Below are 19,302 nucleotides of genomic sequence, written 5' to 3' on the forward strand. Positions count from 1 at the left end.
ATTTCTCAACAACTACATAGCAATCGAGAAGAAATCACATCAACTATACCATGGTATAATCAAAGAAGATTTGAAAATTATGATTCGTAGACAGATATATAATTTCATAAATAAAATCCTTAAAGGGGAATGAGTACTATGGCAAATATCGAGCACTTACAGACTGTGAATGTTCCAGCTTCAACGGTATATGAAGCTTTAACCACTGCAAAAGGACTTTCAGAAATATGGACAAATGAACTAATAGTTAATGATCAGATCGGTTGTATAAATGAGTTCCTATTCGGCGGCAAAGGCTTAACAAAGATGCGAGTTGATGAGCTTGTTACCAATAAAAAGATTTTGTGGAAGTGTGTAGATTCAGATCCAGAATGGATAGGTACGACTATTTCTTTTGATATTGAGGAAAAAAACGAGAGAACTTCAATCATTTTTCGTCAGATGAATTGGGAGGAAGTGACCGCATTTTTTCGTTTATGTAATTATAACTGGGCTATTTTTTTGTACAGTCTTAAACAGTATTGCGAAGAAGGCGAGGGTCTTCCGTATCATAAAAGAAAGTTTTAGAACATCATTGAAAACACGGATGGGTCGACTAAACACATGATCCCGACAACTAATTTCGGAAGTGTTGAGTAAGTATGAAGAAGTAGTCAGCCCAATCTTTACAACCTTTCGTTCAGCTACCATGAAAGAACGGATTAACTTTCATGCTCTGTGGTCTAGCGCAGGATGCATGGATGGCTAACGGGTAACGATAGAACAATAATTCACACCACGACAAAGCTGCCGCGTTGAACGGCGGCTTTGTTGCGCTAACGGGGCTTATAGAATCTGTGCCGGCATAAACCACGTTAAAACATATTACGTGGTTTATGCCGGTTTTGCCTTGAATACCGGAGTTGGCAAATCCATTGACCGATGCCAGATATAATGAGTCCCGGAACGATGATGAGGTAATTGCTGCCGACATTCCTATTCGTTTAGGGAGAGGTCCTTCTTTCGGCTCAACTTGTCATGCCGCCGAGTAAATTGAAAAACAAAGAGACCGATGAGGTTAGCAGCACCTCCGACGATTCCAAGCCAGGTGACGGATCCATAATGGATAACAAGGCCGCCGATAGCGGAGCCGAGAGCCGCTCCCACATAGAGTATGGAACTATGCAAAGAAAGCACGACTCCGGAATCTTTTCCGGATAATCCAATAAGTCTGTGCAACTGCGCCGGATTGAATGCATAACCGGCGAATCCCCATAAAGCCACTGCCGCTATGCCAAGAGCGGCGGACTTGATGAAGGATAAGGTAACAACCGCAATCATCATCAATACAAGCGCCCAAACGATGGTGCGGGCAGGACCGTTCCGGTCTGCAGCAACCCCCCCAAAGTTGACGCCTAGAAAGCTGGAGATTCCCATAATAAGAAGCATAAACGTGATCGTATTTTCTCCGGCCCCGACTCTGCCGAATATATCCGCAACATAGGTGTATACGACGAAAATGCCGAAAGCCCAGATCAGCGTTATTGTTAATGCGATCAGGATGGTCGGTTTTTTCAGAAAAGACAGCCGTTCCGCCAGAGAGACGGAAGCAGGTGCCGAAATGGTGGGGAAAAACAAACGAATGCAAACCAAGGCGACCAAGGCGATACTCCCGACAAACCAGAAGGTCGTTTTCCAGTCAAATACCGATGCAATCCATGTGCCAATAGGGACGCCGAAGATTAAAGCGATGGTACTCCCGCCAATGACGATGGACAACGCCTGTCCCCGTTTTTCTGGAGCCGCAAGGGTAGATGCGCTATAAGTGGCTGCTGGTGCAAAGAGTCCGGCACCTGCGGCAGCGACGATTCGTCCGACGAGAATGAGACCATAGCTAGTCGCAAGTCCGCAGAGAATATTGCCGAGGGCAAAAATAAATAAGGCAAAGGTCAGTATCTTGCGCCGCTCTACAAGCCCGGTAATTGTCGTTAGAAGGGGAGAGCCAAGAGCATAAGCAATAGAAAAAGCGGTAACCAGCTGCCCGGCCACAGATACGGAGGTATGCAAATCCCGAGCAAGAGCGGGTAGCAGGCCTGCAATCATATAACCTTCTGTTCCGATGACAAAGGTGCCGAGGGCGAGGATAAAAATGCGATAATTCATAAAGTGCTCCTTTCAAGTGCAAGAGTAGGATACAAAACAATCGATACAGCTCCTTTGGATTACACAAGGCGAAAGCGGCAAATCAAGAATACTGAAGTAGTTACATTGATAGACAAAAAACATGGCCGCAGAAAGCAATGATACAACTGCAGTTACATTGATTGCTAAACGTAAAGATTAGCCGGGAATGTTTCAAAAAATCTTTTTTTTTCTCCGGCTAACCTACAGTTTCTTATCAAGATTGTGGATTCTTAGCCAGCGTATCATGCAGCAGACTGGAGACAGTCACTTGTTCGAGCTCATGCTTCATGGCTAATTCCGACTTCGTAAGAATCGGATTCAGGGCAGGTTGTATCCCGTTGCCGATCAGACATTTCGGATTCGGCGGACTGTGATGAAGCTCGAAGAGCGGCTTTTCCACAACAGCCTCGTATACATCCCGCAAGGTAATGGAATCCGCATGCCTGGCAAGCTGCCATCCCGGGGTGGTTCCTCCGTGCTGAACGATGACTAAATTGGCGTTATGAAGTGATTTTAGAATGCGGCGAATAAATACCGGACTGGTGTTCACGCTCTCTGCAATACGATCGGAGGTAACAAAGTTGTTGTTATCTTCGGTCTTTTGCGCAATCCACGATAATATATGCAGAGCGACTACGTACCTGCTGACTACGGCCATCTAAACATCCCTCCTTCCAATAATACTAGTTTAGTTACATTGAAGCTTCAAGTCAAGTTGAAGCGATTTTTGTCCGGATCGGGCATGGAGACGCGATGGTTCGTGAACGGGGAAGTGCTGTGACTGCTCTAGCGGAGAGTCGGGCATGCTGCCATCCTGTATCCGTGTAGTTGAAATGTCTCTTGGTGGTGAAAGTCTGAGTATTATGATGGTTGGTTCAGTGAGCTGTAGAACGATATGTACGAAACAGATAAGGAAAAGGTAGATGCAATTATTAATTTTTAGACAAGCAATGTGTTAACTCAACCAATATGCAGACATTGGAAGAAATTGAAAACATACTTAAAGTACCTTTCAGATATACACCTACTGACTATATCCAAGGGAATGAGTGTGTTATGACGGGGATATGGTTGTATGTTCCTGATGATTGGAAGCGGTGTTAATGTAGGCTGATTGATTAACGGTTACGATAGCATGACAACACCAAGCTGTTGACTAAATCGACAGCCTGTTCAGCTACCTAGGGGTTCGAGTTCAGTTTGAATATCGGAACTGCTACGTAGTCGAGGAAACATGTTCGAATATATTCTCGAAACATAGAGGAGGGAGGATTGGGTTTAAGGTTGCTTTTTGATCGATGTGTTGGTTATTGTATTATGGATAATAGAATGAGTGCCTCAATAGGTATTCAATATAAAACATAGGAGGATGAAATGGCCTGGAGCAAATTGAAGCAACATCTGGAGAGTTTTCTCTGTCCTGCATTATATGGAAGGGTCGAGTACCTTTCAACCAGCTACCGCTATTTACCAGATAAAGCAGGACTTTGTTATATTGCTGTAGACAAAAAGAACGTACTCAATATGAGTGATACCTTAATCAGATGGTATCAGACGGAGTTGGAAATTAAGAATGATTCAGATATCCAGATTCCTATCAACAATGAAGAAATTGAAGCGGTCAGAAAAGATACCAAAGGGAGTGTTCCGGAGGAACGTTTAAAAGTAATCGCAAGAAGTAGAAAAATATCAGAATATGCAAAGGAGCTTTTGTCAGCACAGTCATCATTAAGTAAATCAAATTTTATCGTTGTAGCTAATAGATTTTTATCCATTTCTATAGAGGAAAGCATAGAGAGCAATGATATCTTATTGAATATTCTAGCTTTGGTTGACAGACGAGTTGGGAAAAAGCGAATTTTAAACATGACCGAGAAGATGAAGTTAAAGCATCCAATTGTACAGTATTTTTTTGAACTGCGGCTTAGTACGTTATGAAAGTAATAACTCATTCACCTCCAAACGGGAGGTTTTTTATGCGAACATTCACTTATTTGCGAAATGTTATTCCCGCTCAATTTAGTTGGGATAGATTTAGCAAACAAACTAGATGATTACTCAACATAGTTCAACCCCGCGCGGCTGCTGTATGACCGCGATTACTGTTGAGCTAACGGGATACGATAGTGCGGAACTGCCTCAGGGTAGCTCGACTTTTATGCTCATTGAAGTATCGAGGAACGGGGCAACGTTTTATGCATGACGGATATATTCAAGTTCGCGAACATTTTGCGGAGTACGTCATCGATCAACCGGTTGCTCCCATGTTTCATCGTCCAATGAGTGCCTACGTGAATCGGATGTTGCTGTTGAATTTCTCTCTTGTTCGGATGATTGAACCGCAGCTTTCACCGAAAACAGTAGTAATCGCAGGGATGCGCATATTCCGAGCTACATCGTATTCGGGTTTCAAAAGCGTGCGTTCCGCTAACGGGGAACGATAGAACAATAATTTACACCGTGATAAGGCCGCCGCGATAAACGGCAGCTTTGTTGCGCTAACGGGCAGCGTTCCTAATACGGAACTGACATGATAATTAGGATGATTGTTAAAAATAATCATTGACTAAAATGACATTATATGTAATTTTTATTTATAGTAGCAAGAAAGTTTTTACAGTTCCTCTTCCTGATCTGGAGTAAATAATAAATGAACAGAATTCGGATGGAGATTTATAAACTGTGACAGGACAGTACTAAAACTAAACGGGGGTGATCCGGATAAATTTTAGGTAATTTTTCTAGTAGCTACAAAATTCAATGCTGTTGTAATGCGTTTAAAGTTTTTCCGTAATATGGCCGTAAAATCATCCGCTACCTGTTGGAATTCATGCCCGTATTGTTGGTTTTCCAACATAATTAACATGATGGTATACTGCTTTGGATTGAATGGAGCTTGAACATGCCAGCTCTACATGTCATTTTTAAGCTTGCCAAGGCTTCTTCGGCCCGATCCTCCCCGGCTTTGTAGGTAATATACCGCTTGATTTGCTCGTAATTCTCCATTAGCATCACATTCTGCTGACAGTCCACCCATACATTCACCACCTTACCCATTTTATACGAGATATGTTGGAAGAAAGTAGAAATGATTTATAAATTTTCTTTAATTGAGATTTTTCTGCTGCCCCATTTATCTAAGTTATTGTATCAACCAAATAAGTTAAGAAGACGAGGTTGGAGGGATGATGACGGATGAAAAAAACGGTTGCGATCTATGTGTTATGCGCTACCTTATTATCCGGCTTCTCATGGATGGGCGAAAAAAAGGCAGTGAAGGCAGACGAGATGAAGAACCAGGAGTTAATGCTCTTGAAGACGGATAAAAGCCAGAGCATTACCATTATGGTCAACGGCGATAAATTAAAACCGGAAGCCGCGCCGGTGATCGTTCATGGCGTAACGCTTGTTCCTTTGCGGGCGATCGCCGAATCCTTGAGAGCAAAAGTTACTTGGGATGAAACCGGTCGAACCGTTATCGTGCAAAAAGATAATGATGAAGTTAAGCATCGGATTGGCACCAATCAGGTCGAAGCGAATGGCGTATTGTTCGAATTGGAAGCGAACTCGATCATGACGGACGGCACGTCGCTGGTCCCATTAAGGGCCGTTGCGGAAGGGCTTCATGCCTCGGTTGCTTACAGTTCTATGGCAAACCGCATAGCTATCGATGTTCATACCGTGCGGAATAACGATGACGGTACTTATACCGATTACATCGCCGGCAGTATGGAGGAAGTTGATCGATATTTGCGCGACAAACATTTTTCGGGCTCCGTATTGATTGCCAAAAAAGGAAATGTGTTAATGAAAACCGGATATGGTCCTTCAAGCATTGAGGGCGAAGCCAATAATTCAAATACAGTATACCGCCTGGCTTCCATCAGCAAGATGTTTACCGCCACGACGATTATGCAGCTGGCGGAAGCGGGCAAGCTCCGTACTCAAGATACGCTCAGCCAGTATATACCCGATTTCAACCAGGGCGAAGATATTACCATACATATGCTTCTGTCCCATACGTCCGGAATAACGCGGGAATACCCCAGAGATACGAATCTTTCGCTGGAGCAGACGGTGGAAAAAATCAAGCAAGTACCTTTGGCATATGTACCCGGAGAAAAGTTCAGCTATAGTAATGCGGGTTATTTGCTTCTTGCCTATATTATCGAAAAGGTATCCGGTCAAAAATATTCAGATTATCTTCAAGAGCATATTTTCCGACCTCTGAACATGCTCCATTCCGGCGAAGCGACCCCTTCGTTCCCAAAGGAGAGGGGATTCGAAAAAAATTCGCGCGGAGAATACGCGATTTCCCCTTACTATGAATCGAACTCGGGAAACGGCAGCTTGTATTCTACAGTTGAGGATTTATACAAATGGGATCGCTCTTTATATACGTCACAAATCTTAAGCCAGCAGTCATTGGAAAAGATGTTTACCCCCGTAAGCAGCGGTTACGGGTACGGCTGGATAATAGCAAACCATAAAAGGAATAAAATCGTGCTCCATGACGGTGCCGGAAGAGGGTATTCAACGATCTTATTGCGGAAGCCCGCGGATGATCTTTGCATTATCCTTTTAAGCAATATCTCGAATATTAAAATGAATGAACTGGCAAAAGATGTTCTGAATCGCATTCCTTGATTCGATAAAGGTGTGGAATTTCGCGTCCAAGTTTGACATTTGATCGAAGAGATGGCAGCAAGTGAATGGGGCTGCAATTTCTCAACGAATGGGCAGTTTAGCGTGGGAAAATTGGTTATGGAAATTTTGAAGGCACCCACCTGTGAGCACTTTCTGTACAAGAGATCATACATTATTTTTCCTCCTTGGAATTCAAGGATGACCCTATCGCCTGATACTCACAGGAGTCATTAAACTAAAGGGAAACGATAGTTCAGCGATCCAGGAGCAGTTTGCCGCAGCGGCAGCTGCTCCTTCTGTCGTTAAGCTAAAGGGTAGGATAGTTATAATTGTTTGTTCCCATCCTTTCACATTAAAATCTGGTAGTGTTTACTATGTACTCGATTCTGAAAATCTTCAATGGCTTAATCAACCTACACCGCGAGGCTGCCACTTAAATGATCGGTGGCCTTGCTGCTTTAAAGGGAGATAGAACGACTTAAAAAAAGGGAGAATTGGAGTATGGATGAAGTATTAACTTTATTAAAATTAGAATATGGATTAGTTTCGAATTCCATCTTTCCCGTTAAAGGAGGCTTTTCCGCGAAGGCAGCTTATCATGTTGAAGGAGTAGACGGAACTGAATACTTCCTAAAGGTATATGACAAATCCTTACCCACAACGCGCCCGTTTGTCGAACGTATCGATTTATATATGCCGGTGCTGGACTGGCTGTCGGCATCATCGACCCTACGCGGGCGCGTACTAACACCGGTTCAGGCGCGTGGCGGGGCGTATAAAGCCGAGACTGACGGCGATGTGTACGTGCTGTTTATTTATATCCGCGGGGAGACGCCGGGTGTACAGGGCATGACGCGCGCGCAAACGTTGGAACTGGCCGAGATACTGGCTCTTTTGCACGACGCAGGCGAAGCTGTTCCTCTTGAGATACCCGGGCTTGCCGAGGACATCTCGCTACTCTTCTGCGATCAACTTACACGATATTTAAATAGGTCAGACACGGAACATGGTGCACTTTTTGAACTTATTTCCCCGCACATCGGGCTGCTCCACGCGGCGATTCGCGAAACCTTGCGCCTGCGCGACACGGTTCGGATGGGATATTCTCCGCTCGTACTATGTCATGGGGACGCACACGGTAACAATGTGATACAGGGCGAGCGCCTTGTGCTGGCAGATTGGGAAGATCTGCGCCTAGCACCCGTCGAGGCCGACCTTTTCATCTATGCATGGCATCCGCACGGCAGCATGTTACTGGAAGCGTACGCAGCCTCCCGGCGCGGTTATCGTATCAACCATGAACTTCTTTATTTCTACGTCTTACGCAGACGAATCGAGGACGTCTGGTTCAATATACAACGCCTGATTGAGGAGACCTTGGACGAAGCTGGGACGGCAAAGCTGCTTGACTATACAAGACGGGGGATTGAGGAGATACAAGCGCTATATCGTGATAAACGATGATAAACGGGGAGAAACAAGTCGGCGATATTGATGTATGGTAAAATTAGGGAAGGATACGAGAGTTCAACTACCCCATTACGAAAATGTCCCTGGTTCGATCGGCAACATTTTTTTGCTAAAGCTCAGAAATTCGTAAGATTTTTATTGGAAAATGGAGGTCGAAAATATGAAAATAGCCGCACTTTACGATATCCATGGAAATTTGCCGGCGCTTAATGCGGTGATTTCCGAACTCGATGAAGTAAAACCTGACTTAATCATCATCGGTGGAGATATTGTAGCTGGTCCAATGCCGGTTCAAACGTTAGAGCGTCTCTTCCAACTGAAATATCCAATCAAGTTCATACGCGGAAATAATGATAGGGAAGTGGTCATGGCTTATGACGGAAAGCCTCTTCGCTCGGATATGTCAGAAAAAGGCCGGGAGAAGTTAGAATGGGTGGCAAAACAATTGGACCGATCTCATCGCAATTTTCTCGCTCATCTACCTGAGCATCTAATCTACTCGGTCGGCGATTCAGAAAGCGATATTCTTTTTTGCCATGCTACACCGACAAACGACGAACAGATATTTACACCAATTACACCAAAGGAACAATTGGAGAAAGTTTTTCATGGAATTGCTCAAAAGTATGTAGTCTGCGGACATACGCATATACAGTTTGATTTGCAGATAGAAGGGACTCGGATTATTAATGCAGGAAGTGTTGGCATGCCGTTCGCTGAGCGATCAGGTGCTTATTGGCTTCTAATAACTCCAAGCGGGTTCGAGTATAAATGTACGTTATATGACCTGGAAAATGCCGCCAATGAGATCAGAGAAAGTCAAGATCCGCAAGCAAATGATTTTGCTGAAAAAAATGTATTGACCGTTCCCACTCCGGTTCAAGCTATGGAAATGTTCGAGCGTCTGAGAACTAAATAAGGTATGGTGCGGCTATGCCTTAAAGTGGCTGCAATAAGTTAACTGATCCATATCGCAAGAGAAAGCTGTAAACAAACGGTTAAGCTGGATTATTGTTGATCCATTACTCCGGTCGTCTGTTGGGATGAAATTTGTTTTTGGGCTTTGGCGACTTGGTTAGTCAGGTGATTAATTTCACTATTTCCGTCGACTTTTTTTGTTACATCTTGCTGAGATTTATTAGCCTCTAATGTACTTTCCAGCTTACGCATATACATCACTCTCCCTGACTTTCTCATCATTTTATATCATGGACTAAACGAGAGAAATTATCCGCAGCCTTAAGAGCTTCATTATTTTCGCAGTAAGCCCGGCGCATAATTCACTTTATAGTGATAAATAATTGTTCAGAGTACATTTTTGTATCTGACAAGGAGGTTTTCTCATGAGTAACAAAATCGAAGCGATTCGGGCCGATCAGCAAAATTTTCTGGACGAAACGGAAGACGAGGTTAAAGAAGTCGCTCAAAGCACCCAAGGCGGCGAAGCTGTAGAAGCAATAACGGCCCACATCAATAAATATGATGTAGCTGAGGAAAACGAAAAGAGTTAAAAGTCCCGTACGCTTATTGTAGATACGTGGCCTATCCATTTGTTTGTTTCGCTCGCGTTTACTTTAATTCCGTTCTGACCGTCAGGAATGCTCACCAGTAAATACTGGCTGAACTCATAATACGACGGAGTACGATAGCAGAGGAGCTTACATCAATGGAGCTCCTCTATTTTTATTACGGATTAACGCAAAACGTTAGTAAAATAGGGGTCTCCGGCTGCCACGCAGTCTGAAGATCCCTAACGTTATAAGTCGTGCTTTCTAAGTGTTAAATAACTATACAACGGAGAACTATAGTTTAATGCTCTTTGGCGCCATACAGCAGGCAGTCATTGAGCATTTCTTTGTATTAGAGAGACCCTTTCGGTTAAACCCGTAAATCAGGTTCCATCTCTCCGAGTCTCGCGGTCTTTTCCGGAACTGTCTGGGATTATCGCCGGTTTTGGTTTGGGGAATTTAAATGGCAAAAGGACCATATAAAATTATAAAGGAGGGGAGTCATAGAATGCAGGTACCGAACAAATATTTTCGTGCGAGTATGGTGTATATGATGACCAATATGGAAGTAATGAATGAAGTCATTGCCTTTAACCGGGACATAAATGGAATTCTCACCTATAGTGGTTCTTACCCAACATATGGAAGAGGCGCTGGTCCATGGAAAGTCTCACTTGCAACACCAAACAGTGGCGTTGATCCCCTTACGTCACAAGGCTCACTATCTTTGTCCAGTGATGGCCGTTTTCTATTTGCAGTTAATGCAGGCAGCAATAGTATCAGTAGCTTCATCTTATCTGACAGCGGGAAACTTATTCTTGTGGATGTGCAGCCATCGGGAGGTGCTCAGCCTAATAGCTTGGGTGTATTTGGTAATCTTTTGTATGTTTCAAATGTGGGTAATGCCGCCAATAAATTTACATCCAATATTTCGGGTTTTCGCATAGAGGATAACGGGCGTCTTACTCCTATACCCGGATCCATCCATTCTCTAAGTACCATTAATGCTCAGCCTGCGCAAGTTCTATTTACTCCAGATGGCAGTAAAATTGTAGTACCTGAGCTTACTACAAACCATCTCAGTGTATTCCATGTTAATAAAAATGGCTCCGTTACCGGACCAATCATTAACGAATCTAATGGTATGATGCCGTTCGGCTCTTGTTTCCTATCCTCAGGGATCCTTTTAGTTACGGAGTTTGGTCCTAGCGCACTGTCATCGTATGCAATGAGTGACAACGGGACACTTCGTATTATCAGCGGGTCTGTACCGACCGCACAGAAGACAACTTGCTGGGTTGTAACTACGAAGAACGAACTTTTTGCTTATACCACCAATACCTTCAGTGGCACAATATCCATCTTCCGTATAGATAGCAACGGAGCACTGACGGTTATCGGGCATATTACCAGTACACCAGCAGGGAGACCTACTGGCCTGCCAATAGATGTTGGAGTGAGTAAAGATGGACGTAATTTTTACACCCTTAACGGGAATCAGGGCACAGTCTCAGTATTTAATATTAAGGATGATGGTAGTCTTGTCTTATTACAAGTAGCTGCATGGACCAACGTTCCATATTTTGGATCACAAGGTTTAGTTGTTCTGTGATTCTAGTTTGTCCATGAATATGTAAAAACAAGATTCTCCACTTTAGATGGAGTGCCTGTTGTTGCAGTAACGGAGAACGATAGTTGAATAGTACATTGAAAAGCAGGCACGCAGCGGTCTGCTTGTTTTATTGAGCCAACGCCAAGCGATGTTTAAAACATAAAATTGTCTTCAGTTAATATACATAGAAATTGCATGCATTAATTAGGGGGAGCGATGTGTATTGTATATCAGCAAAAAAACGTTTGTAATTTTGTTTAGCGTCATTGTTCTGATTTTCTCATGCATTACCGTGTATGCGGCTGCAAAGCCCGATTTTAGCGGTCAAACTATCTATGCGTGCGCTAAAGACAGCGGCCAGATCACATTGACAGATGGAAGCACATCATGCGGAAACAATGAACAGAAAATTTCATGGAACGTTGTGGGGCCGCAGGGACCGATTGGACTAATGGGTCCGCAAGGGCCAGCGGGCAAAGACGGTGTTAACGGCAAAGACGGAGCCGATGGCGCTGTCGGGCCTCCAGGGCCACCAGGGGCTGTGGGGCCTGCAGTTTACGGAACTGCTGTTAATAACTACGATGTATATATGAGAATAGGCGGCGTTAAAGGAGAGTCGAAAGATGCAAATTATGAAGATTGGATTGTACTCTCTGGCGTTCAGATTGATGCTTCTCAAACGGTAACGATACAAAGCGGCGGCGGAGGCGGCGCTGGGAAAGCCGAATTCAATGAGTTTGTGGTCAAGAAACTATTCGACGCCTCTTCAATCCCTCTATTTATGGATATGCTAAAAGGAACACACTTGGCAGATGGCGAGATTGTGTTCGTATCTCGTGGTCCATCCCCCGCGCCCATTTTGAGAATTAAGTTAACCGATGTGTTGATCACCCATTATAACTTTGACAATACGAATGAAGCCATTAGTTTGAATTTTACAAAGATAGATTTGACTTACTCAGGTATAACGCCTCCGATTCAAGGCATTTTTGATATGAAATTGAATAAATAACTCTAATAAAAGAATAATCCCTTGCCTGTTGATCAGGTTCAGGGATTTTTTTATTTTTGACAATTCCAGTGAGTTCTCTGATGATCCCGAAATAAACAAAATTGAAATAATTGATAAGAATAATCAAGTTATTGAGGCTAATATTATTCAGACTAATTGGAATAGAGTATATTTCGGATTAATTGAAATGAATGAATTGAGAATTAATGTTTATGACAAGAACAATAAAATCCTGTTGGAAGTACCGTACAAGAGCAAGAATTAGATTGTTACTCAAGGCTATCAGGTTACTTCTGAGAAAACCGTATTCATGCTACAGGGCTAACGCCCACTGGTCCACTCAGGCATTCCGTGTTGAACTTCGTCACGCCTGTCCAGAGGGTGGAGGCCGGTAATCCTAACGGTACGGGTCTGGGCCTTTTTTGTTCAATGCAATCCGGTACTCCGTGCAATCTTGAAATCCTGCGAATAAGCCAGTTTTCATGCCGATTGAGAAGCGATTAAGCTGCTTGTTTCATAGGAAGAGCTCGATCTGGATCGTAAGCTTCGCCGCGCTTCGTGTTGTCGTTTAAATGCTTCATCGTTCATGATGAGGGCCATGGTTGCCATGAACAAGGCATGACGAAGTCTCGGTCGGCCCCGTTTGCTGATGAACATCTGACCTTTCCACTTGCCTGAGCTAGCTTCCGCTAGGTTGAGGCCGGCATGGTGTCGCAGCAATGCATGGCCATGTGCGTAGCCGCTAAGGTCTCCAGCCTCACCCAGAATGCCGGCGACAGCCAGGGTACTCATGCCCTTCATCGCCAGTATCGGCTTAGCTAGCGGAATCCGGGCCAGTGCAGCGGCCACTTCATCCTCGATTACCTGCAACTGCTCCATAGCCAGATCATATTCAGCCAGTAGCTGTTGCAGATGAAGCTTGTACGCTTTCTCGGCATGCTTGCGAATGGGTGAACGAAGTATTTTTAAGCGAGAAAGTGGAGACCACTCGAACGATTGTTGTGCGAGAACGATGAAATCGCCGGGCATATGCGCTCAGCGTCTTTGGATTTATATTATAACGTTGATGCTCTTCGTTATGCCTGGCCTTCCGACGCAGTATTGTTCATGAAGTTGATCGCCCACATATGGCCGTCCAAGTCCTCGAAGGCCCATGATAAATGAACCCATAATCCTGCCTATTTACTCTATTGAGGCTGTCCGCTTCATTGCATATAATGAAGGTACCACCCTTCGGGGAGATCGTTAAGGGAGGCCGCGATGAACGAGACCGCATTTGACGAACCATTATTTGCAAGCTTGAAGCCGGGCTTAACCTCGTTCTGTTACCGAATGCTAGGCTCCATGGACGATGCGGACGATGCCGTTCAGGAGACGAGTATTCGGGTCTGGCAGAGCTGGAGCACGTTCAGACAGGATTCCTCGTTCAAAACTTGGGTCTATCGGATTGCCTCCAACCTGTGCTTGGACAAGCTGAGACAATCCAAACGCCGCGCGCTTCCCGTTGACCTGTTCGACCCTGCCGTCGCCATCGTCGAGCCGCGCGACACGCTGCCGGACTCTGCCTGGATCTGGCCGTCTCCCGACTTTGGGGGCAATCCGGAGGATCGGCTCGTCCGCAGAGATACCCTTCAACTGTGCTTCATCGCTCTCCTGCAGACCTTGCCTCCGCGGCAGCGCGCGGTACTCATTTTGAAGGATGTATTTGAATGGTCCTCCAAGCAGATCGCGGAAACGTTGGCGATGTCGCCGGCAGCGGTGAACAGCGCCTTGCAAAGAGCCCGAGAGACGATGGACCGGGCGCAGCTTCGCTCGGATGAGCTCAGCAGCATGGACGTTCAACCGGAGCAGCAGCTGCTGTCCCGGTATGTGGAGGCCTTCGAGCAATTCGATATTGCTGCGCTCGTCGCGTTGTTCCACGAGGAAGGCTGCATGTCGATGCCGCCCTTCGAGATGTGGATCCGCGGCAAGGAAGATTTGTCCGCCTTCTATTCGCTTACTCGCTGGCATTGCGAAGGTTCGCGATTAGTGCCCATTACGGTGAATGGCGGTTATCCGGCGTTGGCCCAGTATATGCCGGGCAAAGAGGGCTCTGGCCTGGTACCCTGGGGCATCCACGTCATCGAAACCAAAGAAAATCAAATCCTGCACGTTCAAAACTTCATTCATACGCCATTATTTTCGCGATTTGGGCTGCCTGAGCGAATTGACCAATGAATTTCGTCATTGGCTTACGTCTATATCATTGAGAATAACCAAACGACGAATATCATGAGAGAGGTGTCTATTTAAAATGGAAACGAGTCAACCGACGAAAGTAACCGTGCAAGCCGTCATTCAAGCCCCTGTCGAGAAGGTATGGCGCTATTGGACCGAGCCGGATCACATCACGAAGTGGAATCAAGCGTCCGAGGACTGGCATGCGCCGAGAGCCGAAAACGATCTGCGGGTCGGCGGCAAGTTTCTGACACGGATGGAAGCGAAGGATGGCAGCATGGGCTTTGATTTTGGCGGCGTCTACGATGTTGTGAATCGGCATGAGGCGATCGGCTACACCATGGAAGACGGAAGAAGAGTGGATATTGCTTTCGTCGATCAAGGGAATGAGACGAAGGTCATTGAAACGTTCGACGCGGAAAGCTCCAATCCCGTCGAGTTCCAGCAAGCAGGCTGGCAAGCGATCATGGACAATTTCAAAGCCTATACCGAACAAAACTAATCATCGCGAAGAAGACGCCGGGGAAGATGCCCGGCGTCTTTCTTTTTGAACCCTAGTACGAGCGTGCTCTCCGTTAGCCTTAACCTTGTGCCGCATCCATGTTCATGTAGTTAATGGCCCACAGATGGCCGTCCAAGTCCACGAAGCCCCAATGATACATGAACCCATGATCTTCAGGTTCAGCGTGCAATTTCCCGCCCAAGGAGACCGCGGTATTCACGATTTCATCGACCTTTTCCCGGCTCTCGAAGGCCAATGCGATCGTCATCTGCGCATACTTGCTCGTATCGACGGATTCCTTCTCCGTGAGCGTATTAAAGAATGCTTGATTGATCAGCATGACCTGCAGGTTGTCGCCGATCACGATGGCTACCGAATTCTCGTTCTCGGGGAATTGCGGGTTGAGCTCGAATCCGAGTCCGGTGAAGAACGCTTTCGATTGTTCTACGTTTTTTACAGGCAGGTTGAAGCTCGTGAATGCGGACGTTAATGCCATTTTCAAAACACCTCTTCGTCAAATTAGTTTGTGTTCATTTATGCCTTCGTTTATATAGACGACAGCCGATCCGAGAATTCATCGGTCTCATGGATTCGGAAGCGTAAATTTTGAAAAATAACTTGGTATTGAGTTCGGATACCCGCATTCCCGTAAGGTTGCTTATTCTTATTGTGCAGGGATAAAGATTGAACCTCTCTAAAAAGGAATTCGTCTGAAAATCCTGCAGGCTGTTCAGCTAACGGAAAACGATAGTTTAACAACAATGCATGCTGCCGCAAAATTAGTGGCAGCATGCATTGTTGATTTCGGAAATTCTAAGAAACTCTACATGTTCTTATGTATGCTTTAATTAGAACGTTTATTTGAAAAATTGGAAATCATATAGCTTTAAACGGCATGCTAGCATTTGTTATTTTTGATCTTAAGAACTACACTACATTGTAGACTGGGAAAATAAAGTATTAGACTGGCGAGGAGCGTTAAACTACCTGGCCGAAGGGTGAAGAATTTGCTTGAACATGTACTAGGAAGAGGAGCTGCCGCGGCAGCTCCTTTGTCACTTTTATGGACTTTGTACATCAGCCCGTAGTGTTGTGTTCAGATGTCCTTCATTGCTAACGTTCCATCACGGTTTTAATATCCGTCCTTTTGTAGTTTATCCGAGTCCTCCAGATTTTTGAAGAAATTGATTTTATCATCGATTTTCTCCAGTGTCTCTTCAAGCTCCTTCATTTGATCGACAACTTTACTGCGATAACTTTCCATGAATTCTCGTCGAGCTGTTATTGTGGAGACTTCACTATTGTGCAAGGCAATAAACTCCTGCATCTCCCGGATGGGCATCCCCATCGCTCGAAAGTAACGTAAAACTTGGAACCATACGATATCGGACTCTGAATACTCGCGATATCCATTTTCGTCCCGTACTATACCGTCAATTAAACCTATTTGCTCATAATATCGCAATGTGTGGATGCTTAATCCGGTCTTTTCAGAAACTTGTTTGCTCGAAAAATTATTCTCCATTTTTCTATTATAACATTGATTCGAATTGTATTGCTATCGAGTGTACTCTATACTTTATCATTTCACTTGAAAGTAATGTTTTTCATTTGAGGAGGAATTCAATATGCGTATTTTTGTCACGGGAGCAACCGGATTCATCGGATCCGCTGTTGTTCGCGAGCTCCTCGCTGCAGGGCATCAAGTCGTCGGGCTTGCCCGCTCGGACGAGGCTGCCGCAGCATTGAAAGCCGCTGGAGCAGACATACATCGAGGTGCCCTAGATGTCCTTGACAGCCTGCACGACGGTGCCACCGCTGCGGACAGCGTTATCCATCTTGCATTCATTCACGACTTCTCGGACTATGCAGCCGCCGCGGAAACCGATAGGCAGGCTATCGAGGCGATCGGAGCAGCGCTCCAGGGCACAGACAAACCATTCGTTGTCACCTCAGGAACGCTCATGCTCACGCCGGGACGTGTCGGGACGGAAGAAGACACGCCGCTCCCGACAACACCACGGCACTCCGAGAAAGCGGCGATCGCGCTGGTTGAGCGCGGAGTGCGATCATCGGTCATCCGTCTCGCACCGTCGGTACACGGTCCGGGTGATCATGGCTTCGTCAAGACACTTATTGACATCGCGCGCACCAAAGGGGTCTCTGCCTACATCGGCGACGGGTCAAACCGTTGGCCGGCTGTGCATCGTCTCGATGCGGCGCGCCTGTTCCGGTTGGCGGTAGAAGCCGCGCCGGCGGGCTCACGGTTGCACGGGGTCACCGATGAGGGTGTGCCCTTCCGCGATATCGCCAGCGTCATCGGTCGCCACCTGAACCTGCCGGTGATCAGCATTTCTCACGAAGAAGCAGACGCTCACTTCGGCTGGCTTTCCTTCGCCGTGTCAGCCGACAACCCGACGTCAAGCGCATTGACCCAGGAACGCTTGGGATGGCGGCCAATGCACCCTGCGCTGATTCCGGACCTCGAAAAGGGTCACTACTTTAACAGCTGAACGCCCATCCAATAAGGAGGTTTAAAACATGTCATTGCAAAATCATCGTGCCGTCATCGTAGGCGGTACTTCGGGTATTGGCCTGGCGGTCGCGAAATCACTCCTTACTCAAGGTGCTCAGGTCATCGTCGCCAGCCGGTCACAAAACAAAGTAGATGAAGCGAAGAAGAAGCTTGGTCAGAAGGCACAAGGGCACGTACTTGATTTCCGGGATGAAAGCCAGACGAAACAATTCTTTAAGAATTTTGGACCCTTCGAGCACCTCGTCGTTACGGCTGCCGGAGATTCGGCCATGACATCCTTTGATGCTTTGCCCATCGATACTGCAAGGGCAGCCTTTGATAGCAAGTTCTGGGGACAATACTTGACTGTGAAAGCCGCATTGCCTTTCATCAAGAAGTCCGGGTCAATCACGTTGACCTCCGGTGCATTTAGCATACGCCCGGCACAAGGCACCTCGACGGTGGCTGCGATCAACTCAGCAATTGAAGGGCTTGTTCGTGGCTTGGCGGTGGATTTGGCGCCGATTCGAATCAACGCAGTATCGCCGGGTGTAGTGGATACACCCATATTTAGTGGGATGGACGAGGAAAGTCGCGAAGCGATGTTTCAAGCGATTGCTCAGTCAATGTTGCTGAAGCATATTGCAAAGCCTGAGGAAATTGCCGAGGCATATGTGTACTTGGCAAATAATACATTTACGACTGGAACTGTCATTCATATCGAGGGTGGCGCGATCCTTTCGTAATCCTATTCGTCAATCGATCCTTGAACAGGGTGAATTGATATTGGGCACAGTTAAGAAATAATTGTATTAATCGCTCAAGTTGAATCTTTTGTGCTGGAACATTGAGATTTTTATTCCACTTACGGATGCGATACTTCAAAAATACAGCGACAGTCTAGGACTTTATTTTCTCGTCCAAGTCTGTCGCTGTTACGATTTCTGGGGTCAGTCTAATCCTATTTTCCAACAAGCTGACGCTTTTTCTTTTCTCAAAGCCCGTAATATCAAGCTTTCCAGTCTAATACTTTATTTTCTCGATACACCTGTAAGCTCATACACTATAAAAAGACCCGCATTGTTGCTTACGGGTCTTTCGTTTTTATAGACTTTGGAAATTAGATACACCAAGAAGTTAAAACAATAACTAAAAGAATGTACAGGACAAGAATTACACCAGTGCTGGTAAAGCCTCTTACGCAACTCATGGATCCGCCTCCCCCCCAATTTAAGCTTATGTATTTTATGAATACTAGCCCTGTCGAGATTGGGCAATACAAAAAAATGGGCTTGCCGAAGGGGAAATAAGCAGACCGTATTAGCTAAACTAGCATAAGATAAAGTGGGAGTCCGCCAACCTCCATGTTAGTGACATACCCCGAAAAATAGACGGCTGTACTAATAGCCGTCTATTTTCCCATGCACCTTTAGAGGCTACCGCTATCCAGGAGAACATTCCCGGCCTGAGAGTCATTTTACATCTTCACAAATTAACTGAGTTTGTACATATGTCCTGCTCGGCGTTGAACTACCCCGAAAATTTCACATAGCATAGATCTAAAATTGGCAATACGAAACTAAGCCCAGCTTTAGTGTTTTTTTAAAAACTGTGCTTCATAGAATTTATGTGAAATCAAGATGGTTACGAGGCTGT

General features: G+C 45.5%; 18 protein-coding genes and 1 pseudogene. 12 read left to right on the forward strand and 7 right to left on the reverse strand.

Translation table 11 applies throughout. From position 1 onward, the window contains the following. The first annotated feature begins 138 nt into the window (after window positions 1–138). Entirely contained in the window at window positions 139–567 is a 429-nt protein-coding gene (locus ACFQI7_RS35820; protein ID WP_218103216.1) for an SRPBCC family protein, read from the forward strand. A 408-nt stretch (window positions 568–975) separates the two neighbouring features. Here the strand turns inward: ACFQI7_RS35820 and ACFQI7_RS35825 are convergent, their stop codons facing one another. After that, on the reverse strand, window positions 976–2,142 hold the full coding sequence (locus ACFQI7_RS35825; protein WP_218103215.1) for an MFS transporter: 1,167 nt from the start codon (window positions 2,140–2,142) through the stop codon (window positions 976–978). A gap of 235 nt (window positions 2,143–2,377) precedes the next feature. Beyond that, on the reverse strand, window positions 2,378–2,821 hold the full coding sequence (locus ACFQI7_RS35830) for an Rrf2 family transcriptional regulator (protein WP_218103214.1): 444 nt from the start codon (window positions 2,819–2,821) through the stop codon (window positions 2,378–2,380). 716 nt (window positions 2,822–3,537) lie between these two features. On the opposite strand from ACFQI7_RS35830, the gene ACFQI7_RS35835 reads away from it, so the two are divergent. From ACFQI7_RS35835 to ACFQI7_RS35850, 4 genes are all read left to right on the forward strand, one after another. Then, window positions 3,538–4,101 (forward strand): SF0329 family protein, encoded by a 564-nt coding sequence (locus ACFQI7_RS35835; RefSeq protein WP_218103213.1) that lies wholly within the window; start codon window positions 3,538–3,540, stop codon window positions 4,099–4,101. A 1,257-nt stretch (window positions 4,102–5,358) separates the two neighbouring features. After that, on the forward strand, window positions 5,359–6,810 hold the full coding sequence (locus tag ACFQI7_RS35840; protein WP_218103212.1) for a serine hydrolase: 1,452 nt from the start codon (window positions 5,359–5,361) through the stop codon (window positions 6,808–6,810). Between the two features lie 501 nt (window positions 6,811–7,311). Further along, complete coding sequence (locus ACFQI7_RS35845; RefSeq protein ID WP_218103211.1) at window positions 7,312–8,274, forward strand: phosphotransferase; 963 nt, start codon at window positions 7,312–7,314, stop codon at window positions 8,272–8,274. 166 nt (window positions 8,275–8,440) lie between these two features. Beyond that, complete coding sequence (locus ACFQI7_RS35850; RefSeq protein ID WP_218103210.1) at window positions 8,441–9,199, forward strand: metallophosphoesterase family protein; 759 nt, start codon at window positions 8,441–8,443, stop codon at window positions 9,197–9,199. Between the two features lie 89 nt (window positions 9,200–9,288). On the opposite strand, the gene ACFQI7_RS35855 is transcribed toward ACFQI7_RS35850, so the two are convergent. Beyond that, entirely contained in the window at window positions 9,289–9,450 is a 162-nt protein-coding gene (locus tag ACFQI7_RS35855) for a hypothetical protein (protein WP_218103209.1), read from the reverse strand. Between the two features lie 173 nt (window positions 9,451–9,623). On the opposite strand from ACFQI7_RS35855, the gene ACFQI7_RS35860 reads away from it, so the two are divergent. The 3 genes from ACFQI7_RS35860 to ACFQI7_RS35870 all read left to right on the forward strand — a co-directional run bounded on the left by ACFQI7_RS35860 (window position 9,624) and on the right by ACFQI7_RS35870 (window position 12,412). Then, window positions 9,624–9,791, forward strand: coding sequence for a hypothetical protein (locus ACFQI7_RS35860; RefSeq protein ID WP_169507497.1), 168 nt, complete (start codon window positions 9,624–9,626; stop codon window positions 9,789–9,791). A 505-nt stretch (window positions 9,792–10,296) separates the two neighbouring features. After that, on the forward strand, window positions 10,297–11,400 hold the full coding sequence (locus tag ACFQI7_RS35865) for a lactonase family protein (RefSeq protein ID WP_218103208.1): 1,104 nt from the start codon (window positions 10,297–10,299) through the stop codon (window positions 11,398–11,400). Window positions 11,401–11,623: 223 nt separating this feature from the next. Next, a complete protein-coding gene (locus ACFQI7_RS35870) occupies window positions 11,624–12,412 on the forward strand; it encodes an Hcp family type VI secretion system effector (RefSeq protein WP_218103207.1) in 789 nt (262 codons plus the stop codon). A 558-nt stretch (window positions 12,413–12,970) separates the two neighbouring features. On the opposite strand, the pseudogene ACFQI7_RS35875 reads toward ACFQI7_RS35870, so the two are convergent. Beyond that, window positions 12,971–13,354 (reverse strand): annotated as a pseudogene (locus ACFQI7_RS35875) (transposase); the annotation flags it as partial. A 318-nt stretch (window positions 13,355–13,672) separates the two neighbouring features. On the opposite strand from ACFQI7_RS35875, the gene ACFQI7_RS35880 reads away from it, so the two are divergent. Continuing rightward, window positions 13,673–14,629 carry a sigma-70 family RNA polymerase sigma factor gene (locus tag ACFQI7_RS35880; protein ID WP_218103205.1) on the forward strand — a complete coding sequence of 319 codons (957 nt, stop codon included), beginning with the start codon at window positions 13,673–13,675 and terminating at the stop codon, window positions 14,627–14,629. Window positions 14,630–14,705: 76 nt separating this feature from the next. Continuing rightward, complete coding sequence (locus ACFQI7_RS35885; protein WP_028548475.1) at window positions 14,706–15,131, forward strand: SRPBCC family protein; 426 nt, start codon at window positions 14,706–14,708, stop codon at window positions 15,129–15,131. Between the two features lie 79 nt (window positions 15,132–15,210). Here the strand turns inward: ACFQI7_RS35885 and ACFQI7_RS35890 are convergent, their stop codons facing one another. Continuing rightward, on the reverse strand, window positions 15,211–15,627 hold the full coding sequence (locus ACFQI7_RS35890) for a VOC family protein (protein WP_007729208.1): 417 nt from the start codon (window positions 15,625–15,627) through the stop codon (window positions 15,211–15,213). Window positions 15,628–16,263: 636 nt separating this feature from the next. Then, on the reverse strand, window positions 16,264–16,656 hold the full coding sequence (locus ACFQI7_RS35895; RefSeq protein WP_218103204.1) for a MerR family transcriptional regulator: 393 nt from the start codon (window positions 16,654–16,656) through the stop codon (window positions 16,264–16,266). Between the two features lie 103 nt (window positions 16,657–16,759). Between ACFQI7_RS35895 and ACFQI7_RS35900 the strand changes: the two genes are divergently transcribed. Both ACFQI7_RS35900 and ACFQI7_RS35905 read left to right on the forward strand, forming a co-directional pair. Continuing rightward, window positions 16,760–17,644, forward strand: a complete 885-nt coding sequence (locus ACFQI7_RS35900) for an SDR family oxidoreductase (RefSeq protein WP_218103203.1) — start codon at window positions 16,760–16,762, stop codon at window positions 17,642–17,644. Window positions 17,645–17,672: 28 nt separating this feature from the next. Next, window positions 17,673–18,392: an SDR family oxidoreductase gene (locus ACFQI7_RS35905; RefSeq protein ID WP_218103202.1), complete on the forward strand. Its 720-nt coding sequence runs from the start codon at window positions 17,673–17,675 to the stop codon at window positions 18,390–18,392. A gap of 374 nt (window positions 18,393–18,766) precedes the next feature. On the opposite strand, the gene ACFQI7_RS35910 is transcribed toward ACFQI7_RS35905, so the two are convergent. Continuing rightward, window positions 18,767–18,856 carry a YjcZ family sporulation protein gene (locus ACFQI7_RS35910; RefSeq protein WP_230415735.1) on the reverse strand — a complete coding sequence of 30 codons (90 nt, stop codon included), beginning with the start codon at window positions 18,854–18,856 and terminating at the stop codon, window positions 18,767–18,769. Between the last annotated feature and the right edge of the window lie 446 nt (window positions 18,857–19,302).

It is taken from the genome of Paenibacillus allorhizosphaerae (assembly GCF_042659105.1).
In the GTDB taxonomy this organism is placed as follows: domain Bacteria; phylum Bacillota; class Bacilli; order Paenibacillales; family NBRC-103111; genus Paenibacillus_G; species Paenibacillus_G allorhizosphaerae.